The organism is Pseudomonas sp. MPB23 (assembly GCF_046605395.1).
Classification (GTDB): Bacteria; Pseudomonadota; Gammaproteobacteria; order Pseudomonadales; family Pseudomonadaceae; genus Aquipseudomonas.
Genome location: NZ_CP176771.1, coordinates 1,199,004 through 1,225,311, shown reverse-complemented (window position 1 = coordinate 1,225,311; position 26,308 = coordinate 1,199,004). Strand labels below are relative to the sequence as shown.

The following is a 26,308-nucleotide window of genomic DNA, read 5'->3' as shown; positions in this document are numbered from 1 at the left end:
ATGACTGAGTCCGTTCTTGACTACATGACCCGCCTGGGTCGCGCTGCCCGTCAGGCCTCGCGGTTGATCGCCCGTGCGAGCACCGCGCAGAAGAACCGTGCCCTGCTGGCCGCCGCCGATGCTCTGGATGCCTCGCGCTCCGAGTTGACCGCCGCCAACGAACTGGACCTGGCCAACGGCCGCGCCAATGGCCTGGAGCCGGCCTTGCTGGATCGCCTGGCGCTGACCCCGGCACGTATCGACGACATGATCGAAGGCCTGCGTCAGGTGGCCAAGCTGCCCGACCCCATCGGTGAAATCCGCGACATGCGTTACCTGCCGTCCGGTATTCAGGTCGGCAAGATGCGCGTGCCCCTGGGCGTGATCGGCATCATCTATGAGTCGCGTCCGAACGTGACCATCGACGCCGCGAGCCTGTGCCTCAAGTCCGGCAACGCCACCATCCTGCGCGGCGGTTCCGAGGCGATCCATTCCAACCGTGCCATTGCCGCTTGCATCCAGAAGGGCCTGGCCGTGGCCGAGCTGCCGGCTGAAGTGGTGCAAGTGGTGGAAACCACCGACCGCGCCGCTGTCGGCGCGCTGATCACCATGCCCGAATTCGTCGACGTGATCGTGCCGCGCGGTGGCAAGAGCCTGATCGAACGTGTCAGCCGTGATGCCAAGGTGCCGGTCATCAAGCACCTGGACGGCGTGTGCCACGTTTACATCGACATCGCCGCCGATATCGACAAGGCGATCCGCATCGCCGACAACGCCAAGACCCACCGTTACGCCCCGTGCAACACCATGGAAACCCTGCTGGTGCACGCCGGCATTGCCGATCGCGTGCTGCCGCCGCTGGCTGCCATCTACCGTGACAAGGGCGTGGAGCTGCGTGGTTGCGAACGCACCCGTGCGCTGCTCGGCGCGGACGTGATCGAGGCAACTGAACAAGACTGGTACACCGAGTACACGGCGCCGATCCTGTCGATCCGCATCGTCGATGACCTGGACCAGGCCATCGAACACATCAACACATACGGCTCCAAGCACACCGACGCCATTGTCACCGAGCATTTCAGCGATGCCCGGCGTTTCCTCAACGAAGTGGATTCCGCTTCGGTGATGGTCAACGCCTCGACGCGGTTTGCCGACGGCTTCGAGTACGGCCTGGGGGCGGAGATCGGTATCTCCACCGACAAGCTCCATGCACGGGGGCCGGTTGGCCTGGAAGGTCTGACCAGCGAGAAGTACGTGGTATTCGGCGATGGTCATGTGCGCACTTGATGGCTAAACGCATCGGGCTGCTCGGCGGTACCTTCGACCCCGTACACATCGGCCATTTGCGCAGTGCCCTGGAAGTCGCGGATGCCCTCGCGCTGGATGAGTTGCGCCTGGTACCCAATGCCCGGCCACCTCATCGCGACATGCCGCAGGTGTCCGCACAGCAACGTCTGGAAATGGTGCGCGTGGCCGTCGCCGGTGTACCGCCGCTGGTGGTGGACGACCGCGAGCTCAAACGCGATAAACCGTCCTACACTGTTGACACCCTGGAACTGATGCGCGCCGAGTTGGCCGCCGATGACCAGTTGTTTCTGCTTTTGGGCTGGGACGCATTTTGCGGCCTGCCCTCTTGGCATCGCTGGGAGGAACTCCTCCAGCATTGCCACATCCTGGTTTTGCAACGCCCGGATGCCGACAGCGAACCGCCGGATGCCTTGCGCAACCTGCTGGCCGCGCGGTCGGTAAGTGACCCCTTGGCCCTGACCGGTCCGAACGGGAATATTGCATTCGTCTGGCAGACCCCGCTTGCGGTGTCCGCCACCCAGATCCGTCAACTGCTGGCCAGCGGGAAGTCGGTACGTTTCCTGGTGCCTGACGCGGTCCTGGCCTACATCGATGCGCACGGACTTTACCGTGCGTCGAACTGAAAAGGCGCGCTTGAACGCACGAACATTCGTGCAGCAAGCGCCCGAACATACGAGCAAAACGAGTTTTTTATGACGAACAAAGACGTAAGCAAAGTTAAACGCAAAGGCACGTTCAAAAGCGCGCCACTGCCGGTCGAAGCCCATGTCGGCCCGGAACTGGCTGGCGAAGAGCTGGTGAAAGTGGCCGTTGCCGCCCTGGAAGACGTGAAGGCCCAGGACATCCAAATCCTGGACGTACGCGACAAGCAGAGCATCACCGACTTCATGATCATCGCTACCGGTACCTCCAACCGCCAGATCGGCGCGATGCTCGACAAGGTTCGCGAAGCCGTGAAAGCCCAAGGCGTGAAGCCGCTGGGTGAAGAAGGCAAGGGCGACAGCGACTGGGTGCTGCTGGACATGGACGACGTGATCGTTCACATGATGACCTCCAACGCGCGCCAGTTCTACGACCTGGAACGCCTGTGGAAAGGCGCCGAGCAGAGTCGTGCCGCCGATGGCAAGCACCACAGCCCGGAAGTGGGCCACGCGCACTTCGACAAGCTCAACAAAGACCAGGAATAAGGAACGGCTGTGCGCCTGCGTCTGATTGCTGTCGGTTCACGCATGCCCAAGTGGGTGGAAGAAGGCTGGCATGAATATGCCAAGCGTCTGCCCGCTGAGCTGGCGCTGGAACTGGTGGAAATACCGCTCAACACCCGGGGCAAGAATGCCGATGTGGCGCGCTTTATCCGTCAGGAAGGCGAAGCCATGCTGGCCAAGGTCGGCCCCAACGAGCGCATCGTCACCCTCGAAGTGCACGGTAAACCCTGGAGCACCGAGCAACTGGCGGTGGAACTGGATCGCTGGCGCCTGGACTCGCGTACGGTCAACTTCATGGTCGGCGGCCCCGAGGGGCTGGCGCCGGAAGTCTGCGCGCGGGCGGACCAACGCTGGTCGCTGTCGGCGCTGACGTTGCCGCACCCGTTGGTAAGGATTTTGATCGGTGAACAGCTGTATCGCGCCTGGACGGTCTTGTCCGGGCACCCTTATCACAAATAATCTGCGCCCCTCCCGATGACCCAGCCGATCCGCATCAAGGACCACGAGAAAGACGCACGTCTGGTGCGCTCGCGCGTGGTATTTGGCGCGATCATGGTGGTGACGCTGATCGCGGTGTTGATCGCGCGCCTGTATTTCCTGCAGGTGATCCAGTACGACTATCACTCCACGTTGTCGGAAAACAACCGGGTGCATGTGCAGCCGATCCCGCCGACCCGTGGGCTGATTTTCGACCGCAACGGCGTGGTGGTCGCGGATAACCGTCCCAGCTTCAGCCTGAGCATGACCCGCGAGCGTTCCGGCGATTGGCAGCAGGTCCTGGATGTGATCGTCGAAGTGCTGCAGTTGACCCCGGAAGATCGGGTGATCTTCGAGAAACGCATGAAGCAGGGGCGCCGGCCATTCGAGCCGGTGCCGATCCTGTTCGAGCTGACCGAAGAGCAGATCGCGCGGATCGCGGTGAACCAGTTCCGCCTGCCGGGTGTGGAAGTGGTGGCGCAGTTGGTGCGCCACTATCCGCAAGGGCCGCACTTTGCCCACTCTGTCGGCTACATGGGGCGGATCAACGAGAAAGAGCTGAAAAGCCTCGATCCGGTCAATTACAGCGGCACCCACCATATCGGCAAAACCGGCATCGAGCGTTTCTACGAGCCCGAGCTGCACGGCCAGGTGGGTTACGAAGAAGTCGAGACCAACGCGCGTGGCCGCGTGTTGCGGGTGCTCAAGCGTACCGATCCGGTGCCGGGCAAGGACATTGTGCTGAGCCTGGACATCAAGTTGCAGGAAGCCGCCGAGATGGCCCTGGGCGGGCGGCGTGGCGCGGTGGTGGCACTGGACCCGAAGACCGGCGAAGTGCTGGCGATGGTCAGTCAACCGAGCTTCGACCCCAACCTGTTCGTCACCGGGATCAGCTTCAAGGCCTATGCCGAGCTGCGTGATTCCATCGACCGCCCGCTGTTCAACCGGGTGCTGCGCGGCCTGTATCCGCCCGGTTCGACCATCAAGCCGGCGGTGGCGATTGCCGGCCTGGATGCGGGCGTGGTCACGGCCTCCAGCCGCGTGTTCGACCCAGGCTACTACATGCTGCCCAACTACGATCACAAATACCGGAACTGGAACCGCACCGGCGACGGCTATGTCGACCTGGACACCGCGATCATGCGTTCCAACGACACCTATTTTTACGACCTGGCCCACAAGCTGGGGATCGACCGCTTGTCGGCCTACATGGGCAAGTTCGGCCTGGGTCAGAAAGTATCCCTGGACATGTTCGAAGAATCCCCCGGCCTGATGCCTTCGCGGGAATGGAAGCGGGCGACCCGTCGCCAGGCGTGGTTCCCCGGTGAAACCCTGATTCTCGGCATCGGCCAGGGCTATATGCAGGCCACGCCGCTGCAACTGGCCCAGGCCACGGCGCTGGTGGCCAACAAAGGCATCTGGAACCGCCCGCACCTGGCCAGGACCATCGAAGGCGAAAAACCGGTGGATGAAAACCCGATCCCGGACATCGTGTTGCGCGATCCGTCGGACTGGACCAAGGTCAACCACGGTATGCAGCAAGTGATGCACGGCGCGCGTGGCACCGCGCGCAAGGCTGCGATCGGCGCGCAGTACCGCATTGCCGGCAAGAGCGGTACCGCCCAGGTGGTCGCGATCAAGCAGGGCGAAAAATATGACCGTTCCAAAGTCCAGGAACGCCACCGCGACCACGCCTTGTTTGTCGGCTTCGCCCCGGCGGACGACCCGAAAATCGTGGTGGCGGTGATGGTCGAGAACGGTGAGTCCGGTTCAGGCGTCGCCGCGCCAGTGGTGCGCCAGGTGATGGACGCCTGGCTGCTGACCGACGACGGCAGGCTCAAACCCGAATATGGCGGCCCCCCTTCAAGCACCGAGGTTACGGCCAGTGAAGAGTAATTTTGACCGCATCCTCTCCAGTGAGGATGTGATGCGTCGCCGCGCGACGTTGTTGCAGCGCATGCACATCGACGGCCCGTTGCTGATCCTGCTGCTGACCCTGGCCGCCGGCAGTCTGTTCGTGCTGTATTCGGCCAGCGGCAAGAACTGGGACCTGCTGATCAAGCAAGCGTCGTCCTTCGGCCTGGGGTTGTTGTCGATGGTGGTGATCGCCCAGTTGGAGCCGCGTTTCATGGCGCGCTGGGTGCCCTTGGGGTATGTCGCCGGCGTATTGCTGCTGGTGGTGGTGGACGTGATGGGCCACAACGCCATGGGCGCGACCCGCTGGATCAACATTCCGGGGGTGATTCGCTTCCAGCCGTCGGAATTCATGAAAATCCTGATGCCGGCGACCATTGCCTGGTACCTGTCCAAGCGCACCTTGCCGCCGCAGCTCAAACACGTGGGGATCAGCCTGATCCTGATTGGCGTGCCGTTCATCCTGATCGTGCGCCAGCCGGACCTTGGCACATCGCTGCTGATCCTCGCGGGCGGGGCGTTCGTGCTGTTCATGGGCGGCTTGCGCTGGCGCTGGATTCTCAGCGTGCTCGCCGCCGCCGTGCCGGTGGCGGTGGCCATGTGGTTCTTCTTCATGCACGACTACCAGAAGCAGCGAATCCTGACTTTCCTCGACCCTGAGAGCGACCCGCTCGGCACTGGCTGGAACATCATCCAGTCGAAGGCGGCCATCGGTTCCGGCGGTGTATTTGGTAAGGGCTGGTTACTGGGCACCCAATCGCACCTGGACTTTTTGCCCGAGAGCCACACCGACTTCATCATCGCGGTGATGGGCGAAGAGTTTGGCCTGGTGGGCATTTGCGCGCTATTACTGATTTATTTGCTGTTGATCGGTCGCGGCCTGGTGATCACTGCCCAGGCGCAGACGCTATTCGGTAAATTGCTCGCCGGCAGCCTGACCATGACTTTTTTTGTTTACGTTTTCGTCAACATCGGTATGGTCAGTGGCCTGCTGCCGGTGGTGGGGGTGCCGTTGCCATTCATTAGCTACGGCGGAACTTCGCTGGTGACCTTGCTGTCAGCGTTTGGGGTTTTGATGTCGATTCATACGCATCGCAAGTGGATCGCTCAGGTTTGAATAAGGTGAAGATGTCAATGCAAGTAATGCGCGGCTGGGTGACTCGGCATGCGTCCTGGATGGGCCTGATTGGGCTGTTGGGGGCAACGCAAGAGACGCTGGCCGGTGACTACGATGGCTCACCCCAGGTCGCTGAATTCGTCGGCGAAATGACCCGCGACTATGGTTTCGCCGGTGAACAACTGATGGGCGTGTTCCGCGAGGCCCAGCGCAAGCAGGCGATCCTCGACGCCATCTCCCGCCCGGCCGAACGCGTGAAGCAGTGGAAGGACTATCGCCCGATGTTCCTGACCGACGCCCGCGTGGCCCGGGGTGTGGACTTCTGGCGCGAGCACGAGGCCGTACTGGCCCGTGCCGAGCAGGAATACGGCGTGCCGGCCCAGGTGATTGTGGCGATTATCGGCATCGAAACCTTTTACGGGCGCAACACCGGCAGCTATCGGGTGATCGACGCGCTGTCGACCCTGGGCTTCGATTACCCGCCGCGCGCCGATTTCTTCCGCAAGGAACTGCGCGAATTCCTGTTGCTGGCCCGTGAAGAGCAGGTCGACCCGTTGACCCTCAAGGGCTCCTACGCCGGGGCCATGGGCCTGCCGCAGTTCATGCCGAGCAGCTTTCGCGCCTATGCGGTGGATTTCGACGGTGATGGCCACATCAACATCTGGAGCAATCCCGACGACGCCATCGGCAGCGTCGCCAGCTACTTCAAGCGCCACGGCTGGGTGTCCGGCGAATCGGTGGTCGTGCGTGCCGAGGTCACCGGGGAGCGCGCCGACGAAGGCCTGACCCAAGGCATCGAGCCGGCCAAGACGGTCGGGGAGTTGCGGGCGCTGGGCTGGTCGAGTCAGAATGCGCCACGCGATGATGTGCCGGTGACGGCGTTCCGTCTCGACGGCGAAAACGGCCCTGAATACTGGATGGGCCTGAAGAATTTCTACGCAATCACGCGTTATAACCGCAGTGTGATGTACGCCATGGCCGTGCATCAGCTGTCAGACATGCTGGTCCAAGCACGGGGCACCAAGTAATGCGGGCATCGCCGTTCAATAAACCGCTCAAGCTGGTGGCGTTCGCCGCGTTGTCCTTGCTGGTTGTCAGTTGTTCCACCAGCCGTGGCCCGACGCAGAAGTACGGTGGCACGGCCGTCCGTTCCCAGCCGGGACTGGATATCAACCGTGCGCATAAAGATGGCGCGCCGTGGTGGGATGTCGACGTGTCGAAAATCCCGGATGCCACGCCGACCCTGCATACCGGCGCATACAAGGCCAACCCGTATACCGTGCTGGGCAAGACCTACTTCCCGCTGCAGGATTCCAAGACCTACGTGCAATCGGGCACGGCGTCCTGGTACGGCACCAAGTTCCATGGCCAGAACACCGCCAACGGCGAAGTGTATGACCTGTACGGCATGAGCGCAGCCCACAAGACCTTGCCGCTGCCCAGCTATGTGCGGGTCACCAACCTGGACAACCACCGCACGGTGATCCTGCGGGTCAACGACCGTGGGCCGTTCTATTCGGACCGGATCATCGACTTGTCCTACGCTGCGGCGAAGAAACTCGGTTATGCCGAAACCGGCACCGCACGGGTCAAGGTCGAAGGCATCGACCCGGCGCAGTACTGGGCCCAGCGCGGCAAACCGGCGCCGTTGATGCTTAATGAGCCGCAGACACCACAACCGCAAATTACCGCGTCGGCCGGCAAGGTCGAGCAGTGGACGCCGCCGCCGGCGCAACACGCGCCGGATACCGTGGCCGTGCCCCAGGCCGCGCCCGGCAGTTCGATGGCCGGCGGGCAATACCTGCAGGTGGGCGCTTTCGCCAACCCGGATGCGGCAGAACTGTTAAGGTCCAAGCTCAGCAGCATGGTCAACGCGCCGGTATTCATCAGCTCCATCGTGCGTAACCAGCAAACCCTGCACCGTGTGCGCATGGGCCCGATCGGTTCGCCGAGCGAGGTCGCGCAAGTGCAGAACAGCGTGCGCCTGGCCAACCTGGGGCAACCCAGCGTGGTCACTGCCGAATAAAAAAGATTGATGGTTCTGGCGCGCATGCGCGGCTGAACCCTGGTTGTTGGCTCGTTGAACAATAAAACCCAGGGGCAAGGGGTGAGCGGGCAACCGAACACGTGACAGTCTGCTAACGGGCTGTCTGAATAAGTTTTGCCCGCGAGGGCAAGTTTCCATAAGTAATTTCGAGAGACGGATGAACATCACCACCTTAGCCAAACGCACGTGCCTGCTTATCTCGCTGATCATCACCCCGGCCGCCTGGGCGGTTGAAATGGTGCCGGCTTCCCCGCAACTGGCTGCCAAGGCCTGGGTCCTCATGGATGCCGCCAGCGGCAATGTGCTGGTCGAGAACAACGGTGACCAGCGCCTGCCGCCGGCCAGCCTGACCAAACTGATGACGGCCTACATCGCGACCCTGGAAATCCGTCGCGGCCAGATCGGCGAGAACGACCCGGTGACCGTCAGCGAAAACGCCTGGCGTACCGGCGGTTCACGGATGTTCATCAAAGTCGGCTCGCAAGTGACGGTGAGCGACCTGCTGCACGGCATCATCATCCAGTCCGGTAACGACGCCAGCGTCGCCCTGGCCGAGCACATCGCCGGCAGCGAAGACGCATTCGCCGACATGATGAACAAAACCGTGGCCGACCTGGGCATGACCAATAGCCACTTCATGAACCCGACCGGCCTGCCGAACCCCGAGCACTACTCGTCGGCCCATGACATGGCGATCCTGGCGCGCGCGATCATCCGTGTCGACCCGGTGCACTACGCGATCTACTCCCAGAAGGAATTCTTCTGGAACAACATCAAGCAACCCAACCGCAACCTGCTGTTGTGGCGCGACAAGACCGTCGACGGTCTGAAAACCGGCCACACCGAAGAAGCCGGCTACTGCATGGTGTCGTCCGCCGTACGTGATGGCCAGCGCCTGATCGCCGTGGTATTCGGCACCAACAGCGAGCAGGCCCGTGCGGCCGAGACGCAAAAACTGCTGACCTATGGTTTCCGCTTCTTCGAAACCCAGACCTTCTATCAGAAGGGTGCCGAGCTGGCGACCGCGCCGGTCTGGAAAGGCGCGACCTCGCAAGTCAAGGCCGGCCTGGCCGAAGACCTGACCCTGACCATGCCTAAAGGCCAGTTGAAAAAGCTCGCGGCCAGCATGACCATGAACCCGCACCTGGTTGCGCCAATCGCCAAGGGCGACGTGATCGGTAAAGTCGAAGTGAAACTGGACGACAAGGTGGTGCACAGCGCCGACCTGATCGCCCTGGACGCCGTCGACGAAGGTGGTATCTTCCGCCGCGTGTGGGATAGCATCCGCCTGTTCTTCTACAGCTTGTTCAACTGATAAGTGTGCACCTGCAAAGCCCCGTGTTGATCCGACATGGGGCTTTGCCCGTCGCCACGGCTTACGCTTACGAGGCCGTTACGCCATGACCGATACCGAAGTAAAGGCGCCAAAGATCGAGTTCCCAAACGTGGACTATCCCGTCAAGGTGATCAGCGATACAGGTGTGGGCAACAGAGACAAGATCATCGAGATCGTCAAGAAACACGCAACAATCAACCACAACCGTGTGGATGAGCGTCAAAGCACCAACGGCAAGTACACCACGATCCAGTTGCACATCGTTGCGACCGGTCAAGATCAGCTCTACGACATCAACAGCGAACTGCGGGCCACCGGCTTCGTACACATGGTGCTGTGATGCCACAGATCCTGGGCTTTCGCGAGCTCGGCCGGATGGACTACGAGCCCGTCTGGCATGCCATGCAGCGCTTCACCAACGAGCGCGGCAGCTCGGCCCCCGATGAAATCTGGCTGGTGGAACACCCGCCGGTGTTCACCCAGGGCCAGGCCGGCAAGGCCGAGCATCTACTACTTCCGGGTGATATTCCGGTGGTGCAGGTCGACCGAGGGGGGCAAGTGACTTACCATGGCCCCGGTCAACTGGTGGCTTACTTGCTGCTGGACGTGCGCAAGCTGGGTTTCGGCGTACGTGACCTGGTGAACCGCATGGAGGCTTGCCTGATCGAGCTGTTGACCAGCTACGGCGTGAGCGCCGCGGCCAAGCCCGATGCACCCGGTGTGTATGTGGACGGCGCGAAGATCGCTTCCCTCGGCTTGCGGATTCGCCACGGTTGTTCCTTTCATGGCCTGGCCTTGAACGTGGACATGGACCTGGCGCCGTTTCGACGGATCAACCCGTGCGGTTACGCAGGGCTGGCGATGACCCAACTGAGCGACCACGCCGCACCGATTAAATTTGCCGAGGTAAGTGCCCGGCTGCGTGCGCAGCTCGTCAAACACCTCGACTATGCTGAGCAGACGACCCTCACGGGCGGAATCGACTGATTATGACTACTGATGCTGTGCAAACCATGATCCCGACGCTGGACATCACCGAGCGTCCGGCCCCGCGTGCCAAGGTGGAAGCCGGCGTCAAGCTGCGCGGCGCCGAGAAGGTTGCACGCATCCCGGTGAAGATCATTCCGACCACCGAACTGCCGAAAAAGCCTGACTGGATTCGCGTGCGCATCCCGGTCTCGCCGGAAGTCGACCGTATCAAGGCCCTGCTGCGCAAACACAAGCTGCACAGCGTGTGCGAAGAAGCCTCCTGCCCGAACCTGGGCGAGTGCTTCTCCGGCGGCACCGCCACCTTCATGATCATGGGTGACATCTGCACCCGTCGTTGCCCGTTCTGCGACGTCGGCCACGGCCGGCCGAAGCCACTGGACGTCAACGAGCCGGAAAGCCTGGCCATCGCCATCGCCGACCTGAAGCTCAAGTACGTGGTGATCACCTCCGTCGACCGCGACGACCTGCGTGACGGCGGTGCCCAGCACTTTGCCGACTGCATCCGCGAAATCCGCAAGCTGTCACCGGACGTGATGCTCGAAACCCTGGTGCCGGACTACCGTGGCCGCATGGACGTGGCACTGGAAATCACCGCCGCCGAGCCGCCGGATGTGTTCAACCACAACCTGGAAACCGTGCCACGCCTGTATAAAGCCGCGCGTCCAGGCTCCGACTACCAGTGGTCGCTGACCCTGCTGCAGAAATTCAAGCAGATGATGCCGCACATCCCGACCAAATCCGGCCTGATGCTGGGCCTGGGCGAAACCGACGACGAAGTGATCGAAGTCATGAAGCGCATGCGCGAACACGACATCGACATGCTGACCCTGGGCCAGTACCTGCAACCGTCGCGCAGCCACTTGCCGGTCCAGCGTTTTGTGCACCCGGACACATTCGCCTGGTTCGCCGAGGAAGGCTACAAGATGGGCTTCAAGAACGTGGCCTCGGGCCCGCTGGTGCGCTCTTCGTACCACGCCGACGAACAGGCCAAGCTGGTCAAGGCAAGCCTGATTTCGTAATACAGATCTGCGCAACACCGCAGGTCAGTGTGGGAGGGGGCTTGCTCCCGATTGCGGTATGTCAGTCACTACAGTGCTGGCTGATCCATCGCTATCGGAAGCTGGGCCACCTCCCACATTTCGTTCCGCGTCAAATTAGGGAGAGTTGTGTATGACGGTAGCCGTTCCAGCCCTTCGTTCTGAAGGCGTCATCGCCCTGATCGCCCCGGCCGGCCCGGCCACGCTGGACATTGAAAAGGCCGGCCAATGGATGCGCTCCCGTGGCTACGACCTGCGAATTTCCCCCGGTGTCTATGCGCGCGACGGCTACCTCGCCGGCAGCGATGACATACGCCTGCGTGACCTCCACACTGCCTTCGCCGACCCCGAAATCGATGCGATCTTCTGCCTGCGCGGCGGCTACGGCACACCGCGCCTGCTCGACCGCCTGGACTTCGACCTGTTGCGCGCCAACCCCAAGCCGTTCGTCGGCTACAGCGACATCACCGCCTTGCATCTGGCGATCAACCGCTATGCCGGTTTCGTCACCTTCCACGGCCCGATGCTCAATGCCGATCTGTTGGGTGACAAGCAACAACCGACCGAGTCCTCGCTGTTCAGCCTCTTGCGCGGGCAACTGGGCGCCGGCAGCGTGCTGACCCATCCGGTCGCCTACCCGTTGACCACGATCGAGCCTGGTATCGCCTGTGGGCGCTTGCTGGGGGGCAATCTGTCGATGATCGCGGCGGTGATGGGCACGCCTTATGAAATCGACGCTGAAGGCATCGTCCTGTTTATCGAAGACGTCAACGAGCCGATCTACCGCATCGACCGCTTGCTGACACACCTGCGGTTGGCGGGCAAGTTGGCGCAGGTCGCGGGTGTGCTGGTGGGGGATGTCGCCGGGGTGGATCGTATTGCGCTGGAGTGCCTGCTGAAGCAAACCTTCGCCTCGCGGGGCATTCCGGTGTTATCCGGCTGGCGCAGTGGGCATTGCGATCCGAACCTGACGCTGCCGATGGGGGCGCTGGTTCGGCTGGATGCGGGGGAGCAGCGGGTGGTGCTGGAGCAGGATGTGGTGTTCAGGCCCTGAGGCTGTTGTCGTTTGTTAAACCGCTATCGGGAGCAAGCTCCCTCCCACATTTGGACCGAGTGCATTCTTTGGAATGAATTCAAATGTGGGGGCTTGCTCCCGATAGCAGTCATCGCCATAAGCCGATCTAGCGGTTCTTCAGCGATTCCAGCAATTTCACCGTCGGATACCCATCCGCCGGCCAGCCCAACGACTGCTGCGCCGCCCGGATCGCCTTACGGGTGTTCGCGCCGATAATCCCGTCCGGGTTGCCGGCGTCATAGCCATTGGCGCTGAGCACTGTTTGCAGGTCAATGCGCTGCGACCGGCTCAGTGGCAGCTCGTCTTTCGGCCAATCGCCACGAATTACACCGCCGCCGCCAAAGCGCTCCGACAGCAGACCCACGGCCAGGGCGTAAGACGACGAGTTGTTGTACTTGAGGATCGCGCGGAAGTTATCCAGCACCAGGAACGCCGGGCCACGGTAGCCGGCCGGCAGCAGCAGGGCGGCGGACAGGTGGTCGACGTTCGGCGGCATGCTCGCGCCCGCCGGCAACTCGATACCCAGTTTCAGCCATTCGGCGACGGTCTTGCGCAGGCCGCCGTCGGCCAGGGCGTAATCGAAGTTCATCGGCAATGGCTTGACTTCAAAGCCCCACGGCTGGCCCCTCTGCCAGCCGGAGCTTTGCAGGTAGTGCGCGGTGGAGGCGAGGGCGTCGGCCGGGCTGTTCCAGATGTCGCGGCGACCGTCGCCGTCGAAGTCCACGGCGTGGGTGTTGTAGGTGGTCGGGATGAACTGGGTCTGGCCCATGGCGCCGGCCCAGGAGCCTTTCATTTGGTCGGCCTGGATATCGCCGTGCTGGATGATCTGCAGCGCCGCCAGCAATTGCGCTTGGGCAAACGCGGGGCGACGGCCTTCGTAGGCCAGGGTCGCGAGGGAGCGGATTACCGAGTTGTTGCCTTGGAACTGGCCGAAGTTACTCTCCATGCCCCACACCGACACCAGCGCCTGGCGGTCGACGTCGTAACGTTGTTCGATGCTTTGCAGGATGTCCGCGTATTTGATCAATTGCGCCTGGCCATTGCGCACACGTACCGGCGACAGGGCGCCTTCGAGGTATTCCCACACCGGCCGGGAAAACTCCGGCTGGCTGCGGTCGGCGCGGATCACTGCCATATCAGGGGTGACGTTGGCAAAGGCATTGTCGAACACCGCCGCCGTGATGCCGGCCTTCAAGGCGTCCACGCGAAAGCCCGCCTGCCATTCGGCAAAGGTCTGGGTCGGCTGGATGTCGAGGTTGTCCACGGCCAGCGGGGCCACGACAGCGGGCGCTGCCACCGGGGCGGTCTGGAGCGTCGGTAGGGGTTGGGCGTCGGCGGCGGTAGGTTTTTCGGCGCAGGCGACTAGCAGTACGAGGCTGGCGGCAGCGATCAATTGGCGAAGGTGCCAACGACGGGAAAGACTAGAGGGCATGCACAGGTCCAGGGGTTACAAATCAGGTACAGACCTTATCATGCCAGAGGGGCGCTTGCCTTCAGGCAGCCAGAAAGTAAGAAGCCTCCCAGCTATTAGACTGGAAGGCTTCGCGGCGGTAGCTGCCTTTGCCCTTGCCGGCGCGTTCCTGACGGCTGCGGAACAGTGGCTGGGCGATGATGGATTTGGCCTTGTTGGGGCCATGCTTGGATGGCTTTTTGCTCATGATCGATACTCTCGTGGGTGTGGAATACAGCGGTGCAAATCATCGGCCTAAGTTGCACGGCTGTAAAGCCCGGCAGGTGTCTTGAAATGTAAACGCGGTCCAGATGTGGGAGGGGGCTTGCTCCCGATTTTGGGGTGTCAGTCGCTATAGATGCTGGCTGATCCATCGCTATCGGGAGCAAGCCCCCTCCGACCTGGGTTTGGCGGTGTTTTTAAGCGAGGGGTTATTCGGCGGGTAATGCCAGGCACTGTCCAGACATCAGCAGTGACAGACGGCTGAGGCTCATCCACGGCGAACCGGCGGCCTGGCCCTTGATCTGGGCGTCGATACGCTGTGCATCCAGCAACAGCTGCGCCCAGCGTTGCGCCGAGTGCCGTTGCAGGGCCTTGCTCATCAGGGGTTTGCGTTTGTCCCACACCGGCGGCCTGGCCTGGCTGAAGCATTTGTCCAGCGGCGTGCCCTGGCTGTATTGCAGGGAAATGTTGGCCAGCACCCGCAGCTCCCGGGCCAGGGCCCAGAGAATCACCGGAGGCTCCACGCCTTCGCCGCGCAGGCCTTCGAGCATGCGCAGGGCATGGGCGGGTTCGCCGTTGAGAATCGCATCCACCAGCCCGAATACGTCAAAGCGTGCGCTGTCTGCCACTGCGCCCTGGACGGTCTCGACGGTAATCTGCCCGTCTTCGGCCATCAGCTTGAGCTTTTCGATCTCCTGGGCGGCGGCCAGCAAGTTGCCTTCGACCCGGGCAGCGATCAACTCTACCGCGTCCTGGGTCGCCGCCAGCCCCGATTGGGACAGACGCTGGCGAATCCATTGCGGCAACTGGCTGCTGTCCACCGGCCAGATCTGGATGAATTGGGTCTGTGCCCCTTCCACCAGGGCCTTGCCCCATTTGGTTTTCTGCGCGCTGCCGTCGAGCTTGGGCAGGCTGATCAGCAACACCGTGTCTTCGGCCGGGCGCGAGCAGTATTCCATCAGGGCTGCCGCGCCTTTGTCGCCCGGCTTGCCCGACGGCAGGCGCAGTTCCAGCAAGCGTTTTTCGGCGAACAGCGACATGCTCGCGCCCGCTTGCAGCAGCGTGCCCCAGTCGAAACTGGCGTCGGCGCTGAACACCTGGCGTTCATCGAAACCTTGCTGGCGCGCGGCGCTACGAATGGCGTCGGCGGCTTCCTGGCACAGCAGCGGGTCGTCGCCGCTGACAATGTAGACAGGCGCGAGGCTACCTTGCAGGTGCTTGGCGAGTTGGGCGGGGGCGAGTTTCATAGGCGGGGCGAACGGGGCGCTGGGGGCGCCCCGTCTGGCTTACTCGACAGGGACTTCGACAGGCGATTGTTTCGGCGTGTTGTCTTCGTATTCCTGCGCGGCTTTCAGCGCGTCGGCATCGGCCTTGGCCTTGTCGTCAGCACGTTGCTGCAGGGTAGCGAGTTGTTCCGGGGTCAGCATCGACAGGCGCAGCACCATGCGCTGTACCAGCTCGCGACGCATTTCCTTGCGGACCTGGATGATTTCGGAGTCCGAGCCCACCAGGTTGTTGCCATCGTGGCTGACGATTTTCTGCACTTGGAGGTCGTCACTCATCAATGGCAGGTGATCGCGGCCCTGGATTTGAAAGCTGAGCACGCTGATCAGTTCGATGTCGGAAGCACGACCGGCGCTGGCGTAGCTCAGGTTGCGCTGGGTTTCTTTCTCATTGGCCAGGAACAGCTTGTAAGTCGCGCCGGTGTAGACGTGCACGCCGCTGTTTTCAAGGACCTGACGCAGCTGGGTCACGGTTTCGCTGTAGGCGTCGCGAGCGCTGACGTCCAGTTCCTTGATCGTCAGGTCATTGGTGCCGGTACCGCGCAGCTGGAAGCCGCAAGCGCTCAGCAGCACGGCGAGGCCCATAACCAGCAGATTGCGTTTGATCATTTTGTTGCTCCCCTTGAAACCATGTGGGCCTTATCGAGGCCCTGAAGGCTTTGTTCGGCGCAAGGCTCAAGCCTTGCGCCCGATCCGATTAGCTAGCGACGATATTGACCAGTTTGCCAGGCACCACGATCACTTTGCGGATCGTCAGCCCTTCGGTAAAGCGCAGCACGTTCTCGTTGCCGCGGGCTGCCGCTTCGACTTCTTCGCGGCTGGCGCTGGCAGGCATGTCGATCTGGCCGCGCAACTTGCCGTTGACCTGGATGACCAGTTGCAGCGTGTCCTGAACCAGGGCGCTGTCATCTTGTACCGGCCAGCGCGCATCGATGACCGCCTCGCTGTGGCCCAGACGGCTCCACAGTTCATGGCTGATGTGCGGCGTGATCGGCGCCAGCAGCAGGGTGACCGTTTCCAGGCCTTCCTGCACCAGTGCGCGATCCTGTTCGGTGGCGTGCGGCGCTTTTTCCAGCACGTTCATCAGTGTCATCACCTGGGCGATGGCGGTGTTGAATTTGTGATTCTGGCCGACGTCCTGGCTGGCTTGCTTGATGGCCAGGTGGGTGCTGCGGCGAATGGCTTTCTGCTCGTCGGTCAAGGCGGCCACGTCCAGTTTGCCCGGCAGGCCCTGGCTGACATGGGCGTGCGCCAGGCGCCAGACGCGCTTGAGGAAACGGTGCGAACCTTCGACGCCGGAGTCGGACCATTCGGCGCTCATGTCGGGCGGCGAGGCGAACATCATGAACAGGCGGCAGGTGTCGGCACCGAACTGGTCGATCATCGACTGTGGGTCGACGCCGTTGTTCTTCGACTTGGCCATCTTCTCGGTGCCGCCGATTTCCACCGGCAGGCCGTCGGCGATCAGCTTGGCGCTGATGACCTTGGCTTTGCTGTCGCGCTCGAGCTCGACATCGGCCGGGTTGAACCAGGTGTAGGCGCCATTGGCTTCACGGCGATAGTAAGTCTCGGCGACCACCATGCCCTGAGTCAGCAGGTTCTTGAACGGCTCGTCCGAACTCACCAGGCCTTCGTCGCGCATCAGCTTGTGGAAGAATCGTGCGTACAACAGGTGAAGAATGGCGTGCTCGATACCGCCGATGTACTGATCCACCGGCAGCCAGTGGTCGGCTGCCGACTTCTCGACCATACCGCCCTCGTAGTGGGGCGAGGCATAACGGGCGTAGTACCACGAGGACTCGACGAAGGTGTCCATCGTGTCGGTTTCACGCTTGGCTGGCGCGCCGCATTTCGGGCAGTTGCATTCATAGAACTCGGGCATGCGCGCCAACGGCGAGCCGGCGCCGTCCGGCACCACGTCTTCCGGCAGGACGACCGGCAGTTGGTCTTCCGGCACTGGCACGTCGCCGCAGGTGTCGCAGTGGATGATCGGGATCGGGCAGCCCCAGTAGCGCTGGCGGCTGATGCCCCAGTCGCGCAGGCGGAACTGGGTGCGCGAGGCACCGAGGTTTTTCTTGATCAGGGCGACTTCGATGGCGTCGAAGGCGCCGGCGAAGTCCAGGCCGTCGAACTCGCCGGAGTTGATCAACTCACCGTGCTCGCCGTAGGCGTCTTGCCACGGGGCCGGGTTGGTATCGCCCGAGCTGGTGCGGACCACGGACTTGATCGGCAGGTTGTATTTGGTGGCGAATTCGAAGTCGCGTTCGTCGTGGGCCGGCACGGCCATGACGGCGCCATCGCCGTAGTGCATCAGCACGTAGTTGGCGACCCATACCGGCAATTTTTCACCGGTCAGCGGGTGTTCGACGAACAGGCCGGTGGGCAGGCCTTTTTTCTCCTGGGTGGCGACGTCGGCTTCGGCCACGCTGCCGCCTTTGCATTCGGCGATGAACGCCTGCAGCTCAGGGTTGTTCTGTGCGGCCTGGGCAGCCAGCGGGTGTTCGGCGGCCACGGCGACGTAGGTCGCGCCCATCAGGGTGTCCGGACGGGTGGTGAAGACTTTGAGTGCGCCCGCTTCGCCGATCGAATCGACGTTGTACGGGAACTGCACTTCCATGCCCTTGGACTTGCCGATCCAGTTGCGTTGCATGGTCTTGACCTGTTCAGGCCAGCCCGGCAGGTCGTCGAGGCTCGACAGCAGTTCATCCGCGTAGGCGGTGATCTTGAAGTAGTACATCGGGATTTCGCGCTTTTCGATCAGCGCGCCGGAACGCCAGCCGCGACCGTCGATCACCTGCTCGTTGGCCAGCACGGTCTGGTCGATCGGGTCCCAGTTCACGGTACCGTTCTTGCGGTAGATCACGCCTTTTTCAAACAGGCGGGTGAACAGCCATTGTTCCCAGCGGTAGTAGTCCGGCTTGCAGGTGGTCACTTCGCGGGACCAGTCCACCGCGAGGCCCAGGCTGCGTAGCTGGTTCTTCATGTAGGCGATGTTTTCGTAGGTCCACTTGGCGGGAGCCACGTTGTTTTTCATCGCGGCGTTTTCCGCCGGCATGCCGAAGGCGTCCCAACCCATGGGTTGCAGGACGTTCTTGCCTTGCATGCGCTGGTAACGGGAAATCACGTCGCCGATGGTGTAGTTACGCACGTGCCCCATGTGTAGCTTGCCGCTGGGGTAAGGGAACATGGATAGGCAATAGAACGTCTCCTTGCCTGGCTGTTCACTGACTTCAAAGGACTTTTGCTCGTCCCAGAAGGTTTGGGCGGCATTTTCTATTTCACGGGGCTGATATTGTTCGTGCATGGCTACTTTTGAACTGAATAGGGGTGGCCTAATCCTCTTCGGTGCAATGTCCAGGCTGATCGACACCAAAAAGCGCCGCGTCCGTGCCCAAACCCTGCGGGAAGTGGAGTTACAGGAAGCGCCGTAGCATACATGACCCCACTCTATCGAGGGAAACCCTGATTGCGCGGTTGAGGCCGTCTGTCGCGGCGCCAGGCAGGCGTAGCCAAGGGTACTACGCTGTTTATTGGGGAGTGAGTCTTATCTTCAATGAGGTGAGGGGATGGTTGAATCGCAGCGAAGCGCAACGAAAACGGACATCTATGAAGGACTGATCGACCGATTGGGTCGAGCATTGGATGCAGCGAGAACAGCGGGCCGATTGCGAGATGAACGGCCTGTCGAGTTGGAACTGCGCGGTCTGAGCCGCGCGGAGCTGGAACTGATCAAGGCTTATCTGCAGCGTAATGGGCGCAGTACACCTCCTTGTGTGGCAATCCCGCCAGCCAAGGAACCTGCGCATTCTGCCAAGGTGGTGTGGCTCAATGACGTGTCGGTCGGTCGCGGCCCGGAAAAGCTCCGGTCCGTCCGCTGAAGTCATCCATTCCCCCCTGGTACGTCATGTCACGGTAAAGATTGTCGCTAAACCCCGTTACACCTTAGGCTTCGGGCATCTTTGGAGATGCCCGATGCCTATTCGTTACTTCATCAAACAACTGCTTTTGCCGCCCGGCATTCTCTTGCTGTTGCTGGCTCTTGCCTGGTGGTTTCGTCGCAGCCGTCCACGCTTGGCCGCTTGCTGCTTTGCCCTTGGGCTGGGCGGCATGTGGTTGATCAGCCTGCCGGTGATGGTGGAGTGGGGCGCGCGGGCCCTGGAGAGCGAGCCGCCGCTGGCCCGTGAAGACTGGTCGACCCTGGCCCAGCGCGCCGACGCCATTGTGGTGCTGGGCTCGGGGCGCGAGCGCGGCGACCCGGCGTGGGGCGCCGATCAGCCGACCGGCATCGGCCTGGAGCGCCAGCGCTATGCCGCGCGACTGGCCAAGGCCTCCGGGTTGCCGGTGTTGACCACCGGCGGCCTGCATTACGGCACGCCGCCCAGCGAGGCGCAGTTGATGGCGGTATCGATGCAGGATGATTTCGGCGTCGCCGTGCGCTGGAAGGAAGAGCGTAGCCGCACCACCTGGGAAAACGCGCAAATGAGCGCCGAGATTTTATTGCCCGAGGGCATCAAGCGGGTGGTGGTGGTCACCCAGGCCTGGCACATGCCGCGTTCGGTGTGGAGTTTTGAAAAGGCCGGCTTCACCGTGGTGCCGGCGCCGGTAGGCTTCCTCGGCGTGGACAACGCCCGGCCGCTGGGTGGCTGGATGCCGGAGTTCAAGTCGGTGTGGCAGAGCGGGCAGTTGATCAATGAGGCGGTGGGGCAGGTGGGTTACCGGTTGTTCTACCGCTGACGTTGCGGACAAAACCCCATGTGGGAGGGCGTGAGTCCTCTTCCACATGGGGTTTTGTGTGGGGCTGTCAGACCGTTTTGGACATCCGACCGGCCAACAGTGCCCAGCCAAACAACACCAGGCACAGGGTGATCAGCGGCCACGAGCGCCATTGCAGGTACGGCGTGAGTTCGTGCATCGGCACCACTTCGCCGTACAGAATGCCGCGCTCGAACTGCGGGAGCTGCGCGGTGATCTGCCCATACGGATTGATCAGCCCGGTCACGCCGTTGTTGGTGGCACGGATCATCCAGCGACCGGCTTCCAGCGCACGCATCTGTGCCATTTGCAGGTGCTGCAAGGGACCGATGGAGCGGCCGAACCAGGTGTCGTTGCTGATGGTCAGCAGCAGGTCGCTCTGGGCCGAGAGGCTGGCGGCGAATTCCGGGTAGACCACTTCATAGCAGATGAACGGTGCGATCTGATAACCCTTGGCTTGCAGCATCGCCTGGTCGGACGGGCCGCGGGCGAAGTCCGACATGGGCAGGTCGAAGAACGCGATCAGCCCACGCAGCATGTCCTGCAGCGGCACGTATTCACCGAAGGGCACCAGTTTCTGCTTCAGGTAAGTGCCATCGCCTTCGCCCACCACGGTGATGCCGTTGAAGTAGCGCTTCTGGTGGTGCACTTCCTGGCGAATCGGTACGCCGGTGATCAGCGCGGTGTGTCGCTCGGCGGCGAACTTGCCCATCATCCCGAGGTAGCCCTCGACGGACTCCTTGAGCACCGGCACTGCCGTTTCCGGCCATATCAGCAGGTCGACACGCTTGGAGCTGAAGCTCATGTCGCGGTACAGCGCGAGCTGCGCATTGAGCTGCTCCGGGTCCCATTTCATGCTTTGTTCGACGTTGCCCTGGATGGCCGCCACGCTCAGTGGCGCACCGGACGGGCTGGTCCAGGCGTGATGCTTGAGCGCCAGGCCGATGGCCCAAGGCGCTACCAGCAACACCAGGCCCGCGCCGATGAAAGCATTGCGTTTGCTCGCCAGCAGGCGCGGCAGGTTGCACAACAGGGCGGCGGTCAGGGCCAGGGCGAAGGAAATCAGCCACATCCCGCCCACTGGCGCGAGGCCGGTGAGGGGGCCGTCAAGTTGGCTGTAGCCGGAGTACAACCACGGGAAACCGGTGAGGAACCAGCCGCGAAAGGCTTCCTGGCCGACCCACAGCGCGGCGAACGCCAGGGCGTCGGCCAGCGGCGCTTCATTGCGGCGCAACCAGCGCGCCCACAACCAGGCGGGCAGGGCGAAGAACCAGGCGATGGCGGCGGTGAACAGCAGCATCAGGAAACCCGCCAGCAGCACCGAAGCGCCGCCGAAGTGGTGGATGCTGTAGTAGATCCAACTGGTGCCGGCGCCGAACAGGCCGAAACCGAAACACCAGCCACGGCCGAGAGCCTGGCGTGGGGTCAGTTCCCGCAGCCCGATATAGAACAGTCCGACCGCCAGCAGCGCAAACGGCCACAGATCGAACGGCGCCAACGCCAGGGTGGTGATCGCGCCGGCCACCGCGGCCAGCAGGTTACCGGGCCAGCCGGGAGCGATGAAACGGCGCATGTCAGTCCTTAGCGGGCAATAGGTGTCAGGCGGATCAAGTGGATACGGCGGCTGTCGGCATTCAGGATGCGGAAGCGATAGGCGCCGATCACCGTGGTTTCGTTACGTTTAGGCAAGTGACCAAACGCACTCATTACCAGTCCGCCGACGGTGTCGAACTCGTCGTCGGAGAATTCGCTGTCGAAGAACTCGTTGAAGTTTTCGATCGGCGTCAGCGCTTTGACCAGGAAATCACCGCTGGGCAGGGGTTTGATGTAGCTGTCTTCTTCGACGTCATGCTCGTCTTCGATGTCGCCGACGATTTGTTCCAGTACGTCTTCGATGGTTACCAGGCCCGCGACGCCACCGTATTCGTCGATCACGATGGCCATGTGATTGTGGTTGGCGCGGAATTCGCGCAGCAGCACATTCAGGCGCTTGGATTCGGGCACGAAGGTGGCCGGGCGCAGCAGGTCCTTGATGTTGAAGCTGTCGCCGTTCTCCTTGAGGATCAGCGGCAACAGGTCCTTGGCCAGCAGGACACCCATGACGTCGTCATGGCTTTCACCGATCACCGGGTAGCGCGAGTGCGCCGAGTCGATCACGGCCGGGAGGAATTCCCGTGGGGTCTGGGTCGCCTTGATGCTGATCATCTGCGAGCGCGGGACCATGATGTCCCGAACCTGCAGGTCAGCCACCTGGATGGCACCTTCGACGATGGCCAGCGCTTCGCTGTCCAGCAACTTGTTCTGATGGGCCTCGCGCAGCAGCTCCAGCAGCTCCTGGCGGTTTTTCGGCTCGTGGGCAAAAGCCTGGGTCAGTTTACCCAGCCATGACTTTTGCCCGTTGCTCGATCGGTCTTCGCTCATAGCGATTACTCTAAATCCTTTGATGTTTCAGTTAGGTGTCGTGTCGGTTTCGTCGTCGGCATACGGATCGCGATGACCCAGCTCTGCAAGCAACGTTCGTTCCAGTGCTTCCATCTCTTCGGCTTCGTCATCGTCTATATGGTCGTAGCCCAGGAGATGCAGGCAGCCGTGGATGACCAGGTGGGCCCAATGGGCCTCGAGCGCCTTGCCTTGTTCCTTCGCTTCACGCTCGACCACTTCGACGCAGATCACCAGGTCGCCCAGCAAGGGGATATCCAGCAGCTCATCGGGAACGTCGGCGGGAAAGGACAGCACGTTGGTCGCGTAATCCTTGTGGCGCCAGGTGTGATTCAGTTCGCGGCCCTCGGGCTCGTCCACCAGGCGGATGGTCAGTTCCGAGTCAGCGGTGCGCTGGCGCAGGGCCAGGGTGCACCATTGACGGAACTGGGCTTCGCTGGGGGCAGGCGCTTCGGTGGCCAGTTGCAGATCAAGCTCAAGCATCGCGGCGGGTGTCCTTGGCGGATGCGTCGTTCTGATGCTCGAAACGCTCATAGGCTTCGACAATGCGCTGCACCAGCGGGTGACGGACCACGTCCTTGGGCATGAAGTGCGTGAAGCTGATACCTGGCACGTCCTTGAGCACTTCGATGACTTGGGCCAGGCCGGATTTGGTGCCTTTGGGCAAGTCGACCTGGGTGACGTCGCCGGTGATCACGGCGGTGGAGCCGAAGCCGATGCGGGTCAGGAACATTTTCATCTGCTCGACGGTGGTGTTCTGGCTTTCGTCGAGGATGATGAAGCTGTTGTTCAGGGTGCGGCCACGCATGTAGGCCAGCGGGGCGATCTCGATCACCTGGCGCTCGATCAGCTTGGCCACGTATTCGAAGCCGAGCATTTCGTACAGTGCGTCGTAGAGCGGTCGCAGGTACGGGTCGATCTTCTGGGCCAGGTCGCCGGGCAGGAAGCCGAGCTTTTCGCCGGCCTCGACTGCCGGGCGCACCAGCAGGATGCGGCGCACTTGCTCGCGTTCCAGGGCGTCGACGGCACAGGCCACGGCCAGGTAGGTCTTGCCGGTACCGGCCGGGCCGATGCCGAAGTTGATGTCGTTGCCGAGAATTTCTTTGACGTAGCGCTGCTGATTCAAGCCGCGTGGGCGAATCATGCCTTTTTTGGTGCGCAGGGCCACGCTGGCTTCGGCTACCGGGTTGTTGGCCAGGTCTTCCACGGCTGATTCCTGCAGGTACAGGTGCACGGTTTCCGGTGACAGCTCACTGCCCTTGGTTTCGCGGTAGAGGCGCCGGAGCAGGTTTTCTGCGGACGTGGTGTGCTGGGGATCACCAATGAGCTCGAACTGATTGCCGCGGTTGCGGATCTCGATGCTCAGGCGTTGTTCGATCAGGCGCAGGTGCTCGTCGAACTGTCCGCACAGATTGGCGAAACGGCGAGCCTCAAAGGGCTCGAGGAGAAAACGATGGGGTTCTGCTATGGGTGCGTTCAAGGTTGCTTTTAGCCGCCCTTTGGCTGTTTAAGTGAAAGAGAGGATAACGCCAGCCGCCTGTGTGCGAAAGCACTTATCCAACCCGAGTTCGGCGTAATTCCAGTGTGGGAGGGGGCTTGCTCCCGATAGCGGCGTGTCAGGCAGCTTATGTGCTGCTGATGTGTTGCTATCGGGAGCAAGCCCCCTCCCACATTTGAATAGCTGTTACTGCAACAGCGAGCCGCGCAACGAGTGCGGTTGCGCCGCATCGATGTGCACATCGGCGAACTGGCCGATCAGGGTTGGATTGTCGCAGCGGAAGTTGACGATCCGGTTGTTCTCGGTACGGCCCTGCAGCTCGCCCGGGTCTTTTTTCGAGTAGTCGGTGACCAGGATGCGCTGGGTCGACCCGACCATTTGTCGGCTGATCTCGAAGCCCTGCTGGTTCAGGCGATGTTGCAGGGCGTTCAGGCGCTCTTTTTTCAGCTCTTCCGGGGTTTCGTCCGGCAGGTCGGCGGCCGGCGTGCCGGGGCGCTGGCTGTAGACGAACGAGTAGGAGAAGTCGAACCCGACGTCCTCGATCAGCTTCATGGTTTGCTGGAAGTCCTTCTCGGTCTCGCCGGGGAAGCCGACGATAAAGTCCGAGCTGATGCAAATACCCGGCACCGCCGCGCGCAGTTTGCGCAGTTTGGATTTGTATTCCAGGGCGGTGTGGTTGCGCTTCATCGCCGAGAGGATGCGATCCGAGCCGGATTGCACCGGCAAATGCAGGTGTTTGACCAGCTCCGGCACTTCGGCGTGGGCCTGGATCAGGCTGTCGGAAAACTCCAGCGGATGGGAGGTGGTGTAGCGAATGCGCTCGATACCGTCCACGGCGGCCACTACGCGGATCAGCTCCGCCAGGTCCGCCAGGCGCCCGTCGTGGGTCAGGCCGCGATAGCCATTGACGTTCTGGCCCAGCAGAGTCACTTCGCGCACGCCGTTTTCGGCCAGGTGGATGATTTCCGACATCACGTCGTCAAACGGCCGGCTGACTTCCTCGCCGCGGGTGTAGGGCACCACGCAGAAGGTGCAGTACTTGCTGCAGCCTTCCATCACCGACACATAGGCGCTTGGCCCATCGATGCGCGGTTCGGGCAAATGGTCGAATTTTTCGATTTCCGGGAACGAGACGTCTACCTGGGGCAGTTTGGTGATGCGCGCGGCGTCGATCATTTCCGGCAGGCGGTGCAGGGTCTGCGGGCCGAAGACCACGTCGACATAGGGCGCGCGATCGCGGATGGCCGCGCCTTCCTGGCTGGCCACGCAACCGCCGACGGCGATTACCATGTCCGGGTTGGCCAGTTTCAATTCGCGCCAGCGGCCTAGCTGCGAATACACACGGTCCTGGGCCCGCTCGCGGATCGAGCAGGTATTGAGCAGGATCACGTCGGCATCTTCGGCGCGGGCAGTGACTTCCAGGGCCTGGTGTTCACCCAGCAGATCGACCATGCGCGAGCTGTCGTACTCGTTCATCTGGCAACCGTGGGTTTCGATATAAAGCTTCTTGGCCATGGGAATCGTCAACTGGTGGTAAAGAACCGCGCATTATAGGGGGCATGCCCATTGGTTCCTAGCGTTGTGCATCGGGTGCCATGCTATAGTTCGCGCCCTCTTTTATATTCCCGACGTGTTCCCCGCCCACCATGACCAAACGTGAAGCTCCAATCTATAAGGTGATTTTCCTCAACCAGGGCCAGGTGTTCGAAATGTACGCCAAGCAGATCTATCAAAGTGATCTGTGGGGCTTCCTGGAGGTGGAAGAGTTCGTCTTTGGCGAGCGCACACAACTGGTCGTCGACCCGGGCGAGGAAAAACTCAAGGCTCAGTTCGAAGGCGTAGTGCGCAGTTTTGTGCCGATGCATTCGATCGTGCGCATCGATGAAGTCGAACGCCTGGGCACGCCGAAGATCAGCGAAGCGCGGGGCATGAGCAATGTCATGCCGTTTCCGATGCCAATGCCTGAGAAATAAGTCTCTCGGTTAATTTGTAGGATGCTTCTGAAATGTTCCTGTCGTGCATGGACATTCTGCTGGAAAAGTAGCAGTTTTCGTCCATGCAGAGAGGGCATCATGAATACATCAATAATAAAAACGCCTCGAAGTTCCCCGTATTTCAACATCGTTGAACCCCATCATTAGTTAACGCCGAGTTTCTTATCACGCCGTCATTAACGGAC

The 26,308-nt window shown here is 61.9% G+C and carries 26 protein-coding genes; 16 read left to right on the top strand and 10 right to left on the bottom strand.

Annotated features, from left to right (window positions below; translation table 11 throughout):
- From ACLH0J_RS05560 to ACLH0J_RS05500, 13 genes are all read left to right on the top strand, one after another.
- A complete protein-coding gene (locus ACLH0J_RS05560) occupies positions 1-1,266 on the top strand; it encodes a glutamate-5-semialdehyde dehydrogenase (RefSeq protein WP_411391184.1) in 1,266 nt (421 codons plus the stop codon).
- Positions 1,266-1,910: a nicotinate-nucleotide adenylyltransferase gene (gene nadD, locus ACLH0J_RS05555; protein WP_411391183.1), complete on the top strand. Its 645-nt coding sequence runs from the start codon at positions 1,266-1,268 to the stop codon at positions 1,908-1,910. The genes ACLH0J_RS05560 and nadD overlap by 1 nt, the downstream gene beginning before the upstream one ends.
- A gap of 69 nt (positions 1,911-1,979) precedes the next feature.
- Entirely contained in the window at positions 1,980-2,474 is a 495-nt protein-coding gene (gene rsfS / locus ACLH0J_RS05550; RefSeq protein ID WP_411391182.1) for a ribosome silencing factor, read from the top strand.
- A 9-nt stretch (positions 2,475-2,483) separates the two neighbouring features.
- Complete coding sequence (gene rlmH, locus ACLH0J_RS05545) at positions 2,484-2,951, top strand: 23S rRNA (pseudouridine(1915)-N(3))-methyltransferase RlmH (RefSeq protein WP_411391181.1); 468 nt, start codon at positions 2,484-2,486, stop codon at positions 2,949-2,951.
- 15 nt (positions 2,952-2,966) lie between these two features.
- Positions 2,967-4,865: a penicillin-binding protein 2 gene (mrdA, locus tag ACLH0J_RS05540; RefSeq protein ID WP_411391180.1), complete on the top strand. Its 1,899-nt coding sequence runs from the start codon at positions 2,967-2,969 to the stop codon at positions 4,863-4,865.
- Between the two features lie 31 nt (positions 4,866-4,896).
- Positions 4,897-6,000: a rod shape-determining protein RodA gene (gene rodA, locus ACLH0J_RS05535; protein ID WP_050442794.1), complete on the top strand. Its 1,104-nt coding sequence runs from the start codon at positions 4,897-4,899 to the stop codon at positions 5,998-6,000.
- Positions 6,001-6,017: 17 nt separating this feature from the next.
- Positions 6,018-7,028 carry a lytic murein transglycosylase B gene (mltB, locus tag ACLH0J_RS05530; RefSeq protein ID WP_411391179.1) on the top strand — a complete coding sequence of 337 codons (1,011 nt, stop codon included), beginning with the start codon at positions 6,018-6,020 and terminating at the stop codon, positions 7,026-7,028.
- The gene (locus ACLH0J_RS05525) at positions 7,028-8,026 is read left to right on the top strand and encodes a septal ring lytic transglycosylase RlpA family protein (RefSeq protein ID WP_411391178.1); all 999 of its coding nucleotides are present in this window, start codon (positions 7,028-7,030) and stop codon (positions 8,024-8,026) included. The genes mltB and ACLH0J_RS05525 overlap by 1 nt, the downstream gene beginning before the upstream one ends.
- A 178-nt stretch (positions 8,027-8,204) precedes the next feature.
- The gene (locus ACLH0J_RS05520; RefSeq protein ID WP_010562459.1) at positions 8,205-9,362 is read left to right on the top strand and encodes a D-alanyl-D-alanine carboxypeptidase family protein; all 1,158 of its coding nucleotides are present in this window, start codon (positions 8,205-8,207) and stop codon (positions 9,360-9,362) included.
- An 85-nt stretch (positions 9,363-9,447) separates the two neighbouring features.
- The gene (locus ACLH0J_RS05515) at positions 9,448-9,723 is read left to right on the top strand and encodes a DUF493 domain-containing protein (RefSeq protein ID WP_010562460.1); all 276 of its coding nucleotides are present in this window, start codon (positions 9,448-9,450) and stop codon (positions 9,721-9,723) included.
- Entirely contained in the window at positions 9,723-10,370 is a 648-nt protein-coding gene (gene lipB / locus ACLH0J_RS05510) for a lipoyl(octanoyl) transferase LipB (protein WP_411391177.1), read from the top strand. The genes ACLH0J_RS05515 and lipB overlap by 1 nt, the downstream gene beginning before the upstream one ends.
- Positions 10,371-10,372: 2 nt before the next feature.
- On the top strand, positions 10,373-11,392 hold the full coding sequence (gene lipA / locus ACLH0J_RS05505) for a lipoyl synthase (protein ID WP_411391176.1): 1,020 nt from the start codon (positions 10,373-10,375) through the stop codon (positions 11,390-11,392).
- A 151-nt stretch (positions 11,393-11,543) separates the two neighbouring features.
- Positions 11,544-12,464 (top strand): S66 peptidase family protein, encoded by a 921-nt coding sequence (locus ACLH0J_RS05500; protein WP_411391175.1) that lies wholly within the window; start codon positions 11,544-11,546, stop codon positions 12,462-12,464.
- Between the two features lie 127 nt (positions 12,465-12,591).
- On the opposite strand, the gene ACLH0J_RS05495 is transcribed toward ACLH0J_RS05500, so the two are convergent.
- The 5 genes from ACLH0J_RS05495 to leuS all read right to left on the bottom strand — a co-directional run bounded on the left by ACLH0J_RS05495 (position 12,592) and on the right by leuS (position 18,744).
- Positions 12,592-13,917, bottom strand: coding sequence for a lytic murein transglycosylase (locus ACLH0J_RS05495; RefSeq protein ID WP_411391174.1), 1,326 nt, complete (start codon positions 13,915-13,917; stop codon positions 12,592-12,594).
- A gap of 61 nt (positions 13,918-13,978) precedes the next feature.
- Positions 13,979-14,143: an alternative ribosome rescue factor ArfA gene (arfA, locus tag ACLH0J_RS05490; protein ID WP_003176285.1), complete on the bottom strand. Its 165-nt coding sequence runs from the start codon at positions 14,141-14,143 to the stop codon at positions 13,979-13,981.
- A gap of 223 nt (positions 14,144-14,366) precedes the next feature.
- Positions 14,367-15,404: a DNA polymerase III subunit delta gene (gene holA / locus ACLH0J_RS05485; protein ID WP_411391173.1), complete on the bottom strand. Its 1,038-nt coding sequence runs from the start codon at positions 15,402-15,404 to the stop codon at positions 14,367-14,369.
- A gap of 39 nt (positions 15,405-15,443) precedes the next feature.
- Complete coding sequence (lptE, locus tag ACLH0J_RS05480) at positions 15,444-16,049, bottom strand: LPS assembly lipoprotein LptE (RefSeq protein WP_411391172.1); 606 nt, start codon at positions 16,047-16,049, stop codon at positions 15,444-15,446.
- 88 nt (positions 16,050-16,137) lie between these two features.
- Positions 16,138-18,744 carry a leucine--tRNA ligase gene (leuS, locus tag ACLH0J_RS05475; RefSeq protein WP_411391171.1) on the bottom strand — a complete coding sequence of 869 codons (2,607 nt, stop codon included), beginning with the start codon at positions 18,742-18,744 and terminating at the stop codon, positions 16,138-16,140.
- 262 nt (positions 18,745-19,006) lie between these two features.
- On the opposite strand from leuS, the gene ACLH0J_RS05470 reads away from it, so the two are divergent.
- Together ACLH0J_RS05470 and ACLH0J_RS05465 are read left to right on the top strand one after the other, a co-directional pair.
- On the top strand, positions 19,007-19,318 hold the full coding sequence (locus ACLH0J_RS05470) for a hypothetical protein (RefSeq protein WP_411391170.1): 312 nt from the start codon (positions 19,007-19,009) through the stop codon (positions 19,316-19,318).
- A gap of 94 nt (positions 19,319-19,412) precedes the next feature.
- Entirely contained in the window at positions 19,413-20,174 is a 762-nt protein-coding gene (locus ACLH0J_RS05465; protein ID WP_411391169.1) for a YdcF family protein, read from the top strand.
- A 67-nt stretch (positions 20,175-20,241) separates the two neighbouring features.
- On the opposite strand, the gene lnt is transcribed toward ACLH0J_RS05465, so the two are convergent.
- The 5 genes from lnt to miaB form a co-directional block, all read right to left on the bottom strand.
- The gene (lnt, locus tag ACLH0J_RS05460) at positions 20,242-21,765 is read right to left on the bottom strand and encodes an apolipoprotein N-acyltransferase (RefSeq protein ID WP_411391168.1); all 1,524 of its coding nucleotides are present in this window, start codon (positions 21,763-21,765) and stop codon (positions 20,242-20,244) included.
- Positions 21,766-21,773: 8 nt separating this feature from the next.
- A complete protein-coding gene (locus ACLH0J_RS05455; protein WP_247403765.1) occupies positions 21,774-22,613 on the bottom strand; it encodes an HlyC/CorC family transporter in 840 nt (279 codons plus the stop codon).
- Between the two features lie 27 nt (positions 22,614-22,640).
- Positions 22,641-23,114, bottom strand: coding sequence for an rRNA maturation RNase YbeY (gene ybeY / locus ACLH0J_RS05450; protein ID WP_411391167.1), 474 nt, complete (start codon positions 23,112-23,114; stop codon positions 22,641-22,643).
- On the bottom strand, positions 23,107-24,111 hold the full coding sequence (locus ACLH0J_RS05445; RefSeq protein WP_411391166.1) for a PhoH family protein: 1,005 nt from the start codon (positions 24,109-24,111) through the stop codon (positions 23,107-23,109). The genes ybeY and ACLH0J_RS05445 overlap by 8 nt, the downstream gene beginning before the upstream one ends.
- Before the next feature lie 204 nt (positions 24,112-24,315).
- Entirely contained in the window at positions 24,316-25,644 is a 1,329-nt protein-coding gene (gene miaB / locus ACLH0J_RS05440) for a tRNA (N6-isopentenyl adenosine(37)-C2)-methylthiotransferase MiaB (protein WP_411391165.1), read from the bottom strand.
- A 131-nt stretch (positions 25,645-25,775) separates the two neighbouring features.
- Between miaB and ACLH0J_RS05435 the strand changes: the two genes are divergently transcribed.
- Complete coding sequence (locus tag ACLH0J_RS05435) at positions 25,776-26,102, top strand: DUF1820 family protein (protein WP_003215457.1); 327 nt, start codon at positions 25,776-25,778, stop codon at positions 26,100-26,102.
- The last annotated feature ends 206 nt before the right edge of the window (positions 26,103-26,308 follow it).